Source organism: Bradyrhizobium sp., from assembly GCF_019242285.1.
Taxonomy (GTDB): Bacteria; Pseudomonadota; Alphaproteobacteria; order Rhizobiales; family Xanthobacteraceae; genus Bradyrhizobium.
This window is the reverse complement of sequence record NZ_JAFAVV010000865.1, coordinates 1-6,685: the sequence shown is the minus strand read 5'-3', so window position 1 is coordinate 6,685 and position 6,685 is coordinate 1. Positions and strand designations below refer to the sequence as shown.

Genomic DNA, 6,685 nt, shown 5'->3' with positions numbered 1-6,685 from the left:
AATTCGTGGCCCGTATTGCCGGCGTCAATATCCCGACCAATAAGCGCGTCCTGATCGCGCTCCAATACATCCATGGCATCGGCCCGAAGATTGCAGCCGACATCATGGAGAAGGTCAAGATCCCCGAGGATCGCCGCGTCAGCCAGCTCAGCGACCAGGAAGTGCTGCAGATCCGCGAAGTCATCGACCGCGATTTCGTCGTCGAGGGCGACCTCCGCCGCGAGACCGGCATCAACATCAAGCGGCTGATGGATCTCGGCTGCTATCGCGGCCTGCGCCATCGCCGCGGCCTGCCGGTGCGCGGCCAGCGTACCCATACCAACGCGCGCACCCGCAAGGGTCCGGCGAAAGCGATCGCGGGCAAGAAGAAGTAGGCGAGCAGGGCTTGGCGGATAGCGAAGAGGGCTGCTGCCCCGCTGTTCGCTATTCGTTTTTCAGGTGTAGCCGCTGGCATTACGGCGGCGTCGAGATCGACAGGAAGGTTTGAAATGGGCAAGGAAGCCACCCGCATTCGCCGCCGTGAGCGCAAGAACATCGCCTCCGGCGTGGCGCATGTGAATTCGTCGTTCAACAATACCACCATCACCATCACCGATGCGCAGGGCAACACGATTGCCTGGTCCTCGGCGGGAACGATGGGCTTCAAAGGGTCGCGCAAATCGACCCCCTATGCCGCGCAGGTCGCGGCGGAGGACGTCTCCAAGAAGGCGCAGGAACACGGCATGCGCACGCTCGAGGTCGAGGTCGCCGGTCCCGGATCGGGCCGCGAATCGGCGTTGCGCGCGCTGCAGGCCGCGGGCTTCACCGTCACCTCGATCCGCGACGTGACCACGATCCCGCACAACGGCTGCCGCCCACGCAAGCGGCGGCGGGTCTGACATTTGCCGCGCTGGCGGTGCCAGCGCCATGCGCGGCGTCTTTGGCAATATGCGAGCGTAGGGATCCGCGGAAGAGATCCAACGCCAGAAATTGGAATGGCACATTGGCTGGCTCGAGGGTGAAACAGTGACGATTCAAAAGAATTGGCAGGAACTCATTCGACCTAACAAGCTGCACGTGACGGCGGGTTCGGACGCGACCCGTTTCGCGACGCTGGTCGCCGAGCCGCTGGAGCGCGGCTTCGGCCAGACCCTCGGCAACGCGCTGCGCCGCATCCTGTTGTCTTCGCTGCAGGGCGCGGCCGTGCAGTCGGTCCATATCGACGGCGTGCTGCACGAGTTCTCCTCGATCGCGGGCGTGCGCGAGGACGTCACCGACATCGTGCTCAACATCAAGGACATCTCGATCAAGATGCAGGGCGAAGGCCCCAAGCGCATGGTCGTGAAGAAGCAGGGCCCGGGTGTCGTCACCGCCGGCGACATCCAGACCGTCGGCGACGTCGTCGTGCTCAATCCGGAACTGCAGATCTGCACGCTGGACGAAGGCGCCGAGATCCGCATGGAGTTCACGGTCGCGACCGGCAAGGGTTACGTGCCCGCCGAGCGCAACCGGCCCGAGGACGCACCGATCGGTCTGATCCCGGTCGACAGCCTGTTCTCGCCGGTCAAGAAGGTTTCCTACAAGGTCGAGAACACCCGTGAGGGCCAGATCCTCGACTTTGACAAGCTGACCATGACGATCGAGACCAACGGCGCGATCTCGCCGGAGGATGCGGTGGCGTACGCCGCGCGCATCCTGCAAGACCAGCTCAACGTCTTCGTCAATTTCGAGGAGCCACGCAAGGAAGTCGCGCAGGAGATCATCCCCGATCTCGCCTTCAATCCGGCTTTCCTCAAGAAGGTGGACGAGCTCGAATTGTCGGTGCGTTCGGCGAACTGCCTGAAGAACGACAACATCGTCTATATCGGCGACCTCGTGCAGAAGTCGGAAGCGGAGATGCTGCGCACCCCGAATTTCGGCCGCAAGTCGCTGAACGAGATCAAGGAAGTGCTGGCCCAGATGGGCCTGCATCTCGGCATGGAAGTGCCGGGCTGGCCGCCGGAGAACATCGACGAGCTGGCGAAGCGTTTCGAGGATCACTACTGATCCGACGACGACAGGCTGAAGCGCGATCGCGCTTCAGCGGGCGAACGCAGGAAGCCCACCTGAGCAACATGTCCGACGGACCGTCGCGGGCAGACTGAAGAAGGAATGGACGCATGTATCACGGCAGGGGTCATCGCCGGCTCAACCGCACCGCCGAGCACCGCAAGGCGATGTTCGCCAACATGTGCGCCGCGCTGATCAAGCACGAGCAGATCGTCACCACGCTGCCCAAGGCGAAGGAGCTGCGGCCGATCGTCGAGAAGCTGGTCACGCTCGGCAAGAAGGGCGGGCTTGCGATGCGCCGGCAGGCGATCGCGGAGATGCGCGACGTCGACATGGTCAAGAAGCTGTTCGACACGCTGGCGCCGCGCTACAAGGATCGCCAGGGCGGCTATACCCGCATCATCAAGGCCGGCTTCCGCTATGGCGACAACGCGGCGATGGCGGTGATCGAGTTCGTCGACCGCGACGTCGATGCCAAGGGCCAGGATTCCGGTCCGACGCCGGAAAACAGCGCCGAGGCGGCGTAAACCATCAACGATCGGGTTCCAGGAGCGGCGCCTTGTGGCGCCGCTTTTTGTTTGCGCGCTGGCGCCGTGCGTCTGTGACGGGAGGAGGCAGAGATGGCAGCCTATGTGATCTCCGAGGTCGAGGTGCGCGACGGGGAGGCGATGGAGACCTATCGCACGCTGGCGGCACGATCGATCGCGCAGTATGGCGGCCACTATCTCGTTCGCGGCGGTGCCACGGAACTCGCCGAAGGCGGCCCGCCGCTCAAGACCATCATCATCGTCGAATTTCCGTCGATGGCGCTGTTGCACGAATGGTACGCCTCGAATGAATATGCCGAGGCGCTCGAGGTGCGGCGGACCGCGCTGGAGCGGCGGCTGTATTTTGTCGAGGGCATGCCGCCGGCCTGATATGCGCCGCCTGGTGCAGGCTCAGATCAGGTTCAGCCGCTTGAGCTTGTCGACCTCTTCGGCGACCGCCTCCAGCCCCTTCTTGCCGTAGATCATCATCAGCCGCTCCGGGCTGAGATAGGCGAGCACGACGTTGCGGAAGTTGTTGTTGTAGCGCGTTGCATCGGCCACGTCGTAACCGAAGCGCGGCGCGAGCCGCTGCAACAGGATCTGGACCTGCGTTACCGCAGCGATCGAATTGACGAAGTCCGCGTCCGACAGATTGTGGATCTGGTACTCGACCAGCACGTTGCTCTGGTCGGATGCGGTGAGGTTGACCCCGTCGCCGAGCGTGGCCAGCGGCGGCAGGCGGAAGTGACCGCCGTTATCGGTGACCAGATAGCCCTTCTCGATCGGATCAATCTGCGCGACGATCGCGGCGGCACGCAGCCAGTTCACCACCTTGAACTCGTTGCCGAGGGTCGGCGCTGCATGGGCCGAAGCTTGCGTGATCACCAGGAGCGGCGAAAGCCCGCGCGCCATGGTCTCGGCGATCCCGAGGATGTGGTGGCCGCCGGTTCGGGAATCGCCCGCCGCGCCGGCATTGTCATTGTGGCCGGTGCCGCCGAAGTTCAGCTCGATGAATTCGCTGCCGTCGCGATTCCATTGGAATACCATCCGCTTTGCCCAATCGTGCCAGATCGGCGCGGCGAGAATGACGTCGTTGTCAATGGCGACGTCACCGTTCGGCTGCGCGCCCTTGGCGACCGGCAGGTCGTGCTCGCCAAGGCTGCCATACTCGCCGCGATAGGTGGCGGCGAGATTGATCGAACTTTGGACGTTGAAGGATTCGTGCACGGCAAGCCCGCCGGGATAGGAGTGATGTCCGCCGAACACGCTTCCAGCCGCCGCCTTGAAGGTCAGCGGCAGGGTCGGGCAGGCCGCGCCGTCGTCGTTCACCGGCGGGAAGATGCCGGCCTTCACGCCGCCGGTGATCGAAGCGGCATCGTCGAGGTTGAGCAGATGCTGCGCCTCGAGTGCGGCAATGATCTTGTCCTTCAGCGCGTCGGTCAGATTGGCACGGTGGTGGACGCAGGACTTGTCGTTGAGGAACGAATCCAGGGTCGCATCGCGGAGTCCGGCGTCCTGAATCGCCTGGGCGTTGTTCCGCAACAGCTCGACCGCCGACTGGACCAGCGGGGACGCGGCGCCGATCTCTTCGGCCCGGGCGTTGCCGGCACCCATCTGGGTCTGATCGTCCGCCAGCGCCGCGAAGCCCGTCATCATGGCAGTGCAGAAGGCCAAGGTTCCGAACAGAGGCGCGAAGCGGATCATTCGCCGTCTCCATATGACTTGATATGATTTGATATGACTTACCACAGAAGCACGCGCGGCGGTGACCGCCGCGCGCAGGTCGATCTACTTTTCCCAAACGCTAGTCTTATTCGATGTCTGCGACGTGACATCAACGTGTCGGACAAATCAAGGCGGCGAAACGTGTCCCGCGCGCCACGTTGCTGTTACCACCCCTCGAGCACGATCTTGCCGCGCGACTTGCCGCTTTCGAGCAGCGCATGCGCGCGCTTCAAATTGGCGGCGTTGATGGTGCCGAAATTCTCGCCCAGCGTCGTGCGCAACACGCCCTTGTCGATGAGGTCGGCGACGTCGCTCAACAGATGATGCTGCGCGATCATGTCCGGCGTCTGGAACGAGGAGCGGGTGAACATCGATTCCCAGTGGATCGAGATCGCCTTGCCCTTGAACGCGGCGACGTTGAACTCCGGCGGATCGTCGATCAGGCCGAACCTGGCCTGCGGCGCCATGAATTCGGCGATCGCCTTGTAGTGCTGGTCGGTGAAGGTGAGGCTCGCGACCAGCGCAACCGGCGGCAGCTTCAAGCTCTCGATCTGCCCCTTCATCGGCTTGCCGTGATCGATCACGGCATGGGCGCCGAGATCGCGGCACCATTGCTGCGACTCCGGACGGGTCGCGGTCGCCACCACCGTGAGGCCGGTGAGGCGGCGCGCGAGCTGGATCAGGATCGAGCCGACTCCTCCGGCGCCGCCGGTGATCAGCAGCGTGCGCGGATCGAGGCTCTTGCCGGGCACCGCGCCCAGCCGGTCGAACAGCAATTCCCAGGCGGTGATCGAGGTCAGCGGCAGGGCGGCCGCCTGTGCGAACGACAGCGTCTTCGGCTTGTGGCCGACGATGCGTTCGTCGACCAGGTGAAACTCGGAATTGGTGCCCTGGCGCAGGATCGAGCCGGCGTAGAACACCTCGTCGCCCGGCTTGAACAGCGTCACCGCAGGTCCGACCGCGTCGACCACGCCGGCGGCGTCAAAGCCCAGGATCTTGGTTTCGCCCTCGGGCGGGGCGGCGCGCTTGCGCACTTTGTAATCGACCGGGTTGGCCGAGATCGCCTTCACCGCGACGCGCAGGTCGCGTCCGCCCGGCTCGGACCTGGCAGCCTCGAAATCGACCAGGGCATCCTTGTCCTCGATCGGCAGCGATTTCCGGTATCCGACAGCCTTCATGGCGCTTCTCTCCTGTTGGGCAACGTGTTCGGAGTAATTGTCGCTTGGCATCAGATTGGCAAGTACTGTAAATAGAGGGATATAGTCCCCATTCGGATACTATTGGATGCCCCGCGAGAAATGCCGATGAAACGCCAGAATTTCCCGCACCGGCCAGGCTGCGCGGTCGAAGCCACGCTCGATCTGATCGACGGCAAGTGGAAAGGGGTGATCCTGTTCCATCTGCAGGCTGGCACCCAGCGGTTCGGCGAGTTGCGGCGGCGCATGCCGGGCGTCACCCAGCGCATGCTGACGAAGCAGCTCCGCGCGCTGGAGGAGGATCAGTTGATCATCCGGAAGGTCTATGCCGAGGTGCCACCGCGGGTTGAATATTGCCTGTCCGAGATCGGCGAGAGCCTCAAGCCGGTGATCGATACGCTCAGGGCCTGGGGCGAACGCCACCAGGCGCGGCTGTCCTGCGGCACGGCCGCTGAATCGGCCGAAGCGTCGCATCGCGCGGCCTGAAACGCTTCTTTCGCCACATGGCGAAGCCTATATCTGTGCTCCTACGAATCTTTGGGATTTCCTGCTCATGTCGCTTATCCGTCCGCTGGCTGCCCTGGTGATCTCCGTGCTCGTCGCGCTGCCGGCCGCTGCCCAGGATCGCCGTGTGCCGACGTCGCCCGCCGAGCTCCGGCTGTCCTACGCGCCGATCGTGCAGCGCGTGCAGCCGGCGGTCGTCAACGTCTACGCCGCCAAGATCGTGCAGAACCACAACCCGTTCCTGGACGACCCGATCTTCCGCCGCTTCTTCGGCCTGCCGGGCGGCACCCACGAGCAGATGCAGCGCTCGCTGGGCTCGGGCGTGCTGGTCGACCCTTCTGGCCTCGTCGTCACCAACGTTCACGTCATCGAAGGCGCCGACCAGGTCAAGGTATCGCTCTCCGACAAGCGCGAGTTCGAAGCCGAGATCATGCTCAAGGATCCGCGCTCCGACCTCGCGGTGCTGAGGTTGAAGGACGCGCACGAGAAATTCCCGACCCTCGATTTCGCCAATTCGGACGAGCTGATGGTCGGCGATGTCGTGCTGGCGATCGGCAATCCCTTCGGCGTCGGGCAGACCGTCACGCACGGCATCATCTCGGCGCTCGCGCGCACCCAGGTCGGCATCACCGACTACCAGTTCTTCATCCAGACCGATGCCCCGATCAACCCGGGCAATTCGGGCGGCGCGCTGGTCGACATGAC

At 64.0% G+C, this 6,685-nt stretch carries 9 protein-coding genes; 7 read left to right on the top strand and 2 right to left on the bottom strand.

Going from position 1 to position 6,685, the window contains the following annotated elements:
• Nucleotides 1-5 precede the first annotated feature (5 nt).
• The 5 genes from rpsM to JOY90_RS35595 all read left to right on the top strand — a co-directional run bounded on the left by rpsM (nt 6) and on the right by JOY90_RS35595 (nt 2,945).
• Nucleotides 6-374 carry a 30S ribosomal protein S13 gene (rpsM, locus tag JOY90_RS35615; RefSeq protein WP_291695770.1) on the top strand — a complete coding sequence of 123 codons (369 nt, stop codon included), beginning with the start codon at nt 6-8 and terminating at the stop codon, nt 372-374.
• A gap of 114 nt (nt 375-488) precedes the next feature.
• On the top strand, nt 489-878 hold the full coding sequence (gene rpsK, locus JOY90_RS35610) for a 30S ribosomal protein S11 (RefSeq protein ID WP_291695768.1): 390 nt from the start codon (nt 489-491) through the stop codon (nt 876-878).
• Between the two features lie 103 nt (nt 879-981).
• Entirely contained in the window at nt 982-2,025 is a 1,044-nt protein-coding gene (locus JOY90_RS35605) for a DNA-directed RNA polymerase subunit alpha (RefSeq protein WP_291695769.1), read from the top strand.
• Between the two features lie 113 nt (nt 2,026-2,138).
• Entirely contained in the window at nt 2,139-2,555 is a 417-nt protein-coding gene (gene rplQ, locus JOY90_RS35600) for a 50S ribosomal protein L17 (RefSeq protein WP_291695767.1), read from the top strand.
• Between the two features lie 93 nt (nt 2,556-2,648).
• Nucleotides 2,649-2,945, top strand: coding sequence for a DUF1330 domain-containing protein (locus JOY90_RS35595; RefSeq protein ID WP_291695766.1), 297 nt, complete (start codon nt 2,649-2,651; stop codon nt 2,943-2,945).
• 21 nt (nt 2,946-2,966) lie between these two features.
• Here JOY90_RS35595 and JOY90_RS35590 read toward each other — a convergent pair whose 3' ends face one another.
• A complete protein-coding gene (locus tag JOY90_RS35590) occupies nt 2,967-4,259 on the bottom strand; it encodes a hypothetical protein (RefSeq protein ID WP_291695765.1) in 1,293 nt (430 codons plus the stop codon).
• Nucleotides 4,260-4,444: 185 nt separating this feature from the next.
• The gene (locus tag JOY90_RS35585; protein WP_291695764.1) at nt 4,445-5,458 is read right to left on the bottom strand and encodes a zinc-binding alcohol dehydrogenase family protein; all 1,014 of its coding nucleotides are present in this window, start codon (nt 5,456-5,458) and stop codon (nt 4,445-4,447) included.
• Between the two features lie 126 nt (nt 5,459-5,584).
• On the opposite strand from JOY90_RS35585, the gene JOY90_RS35580 reads away from it, so the two are divergent.
• Both JOY90_RS35580 and JOY90_RS35575 read left to right on the top strand, forming a co-directional pair.
• A complete protein-coding gene (locus JOY90_RS35580) occupies nt 5,585-5,962 on the top strand; it encodes a helix-turn-helix domain-containing protein (RefSeq protein ID WP_291695763.1) in 378 nt (125 codons plus the stop codon).
• Between the two features lie 67 nt (nt 5,963-6,029).
• Nucleotides 6,030-6,685: trypsin-like peptidase domain-containing protein (locus JOY90_RS35575; protein WP_291695762.1), on the top strand; the 656-nt coding region annotated here is incomplete at its 3' end.

Bases quoted from the DNA above. Each gene is read 5' to 3' on its own strand.
- rpsK (WP_291695768.1), top strand. From the start codon at position 489: ATGGGCAAGGAAGCCACCCGCATTCGCCGCCGTGAGCGCAAGAACATC.
- rplQ (WP_291695767.1), top strand. From the start codon at position 2,139: ATGTATCACGGCAGGGGTCATCGCCGGCTCAACCGCACCGCCGAGCAC.
- JOY90_RS35595 (WP_291695766.1), top strand. From the start codon at position 2,649: ATGGCAGCCTATGTGATCTCCGAGGTCGAGGTGCGCGACGGGGAGGCG.
- JOY90_RS35590 (WP_291695765.1), bottom strand. From the start codon at position 4,259: ATGATCCGCTTCGCGCCTCTGTTCGGAACCTTGGCCTTCTGCACTGCC.
- JOY90_RS35585 (WP_291695764.1), bottom strand. From the start codon at position 5,458: ATGAAGGCTGTCGGATACCGGAAATCGCTGCCGATCGAGGACAAGGAT.
- JOY90_RS35580 (WP_291695763.1), top strand. From the start codon at position 5,585: ATGAAACGCCAGAATTTCCCGCACCGGCCAGGCTGCGCGGTCGAAGCC.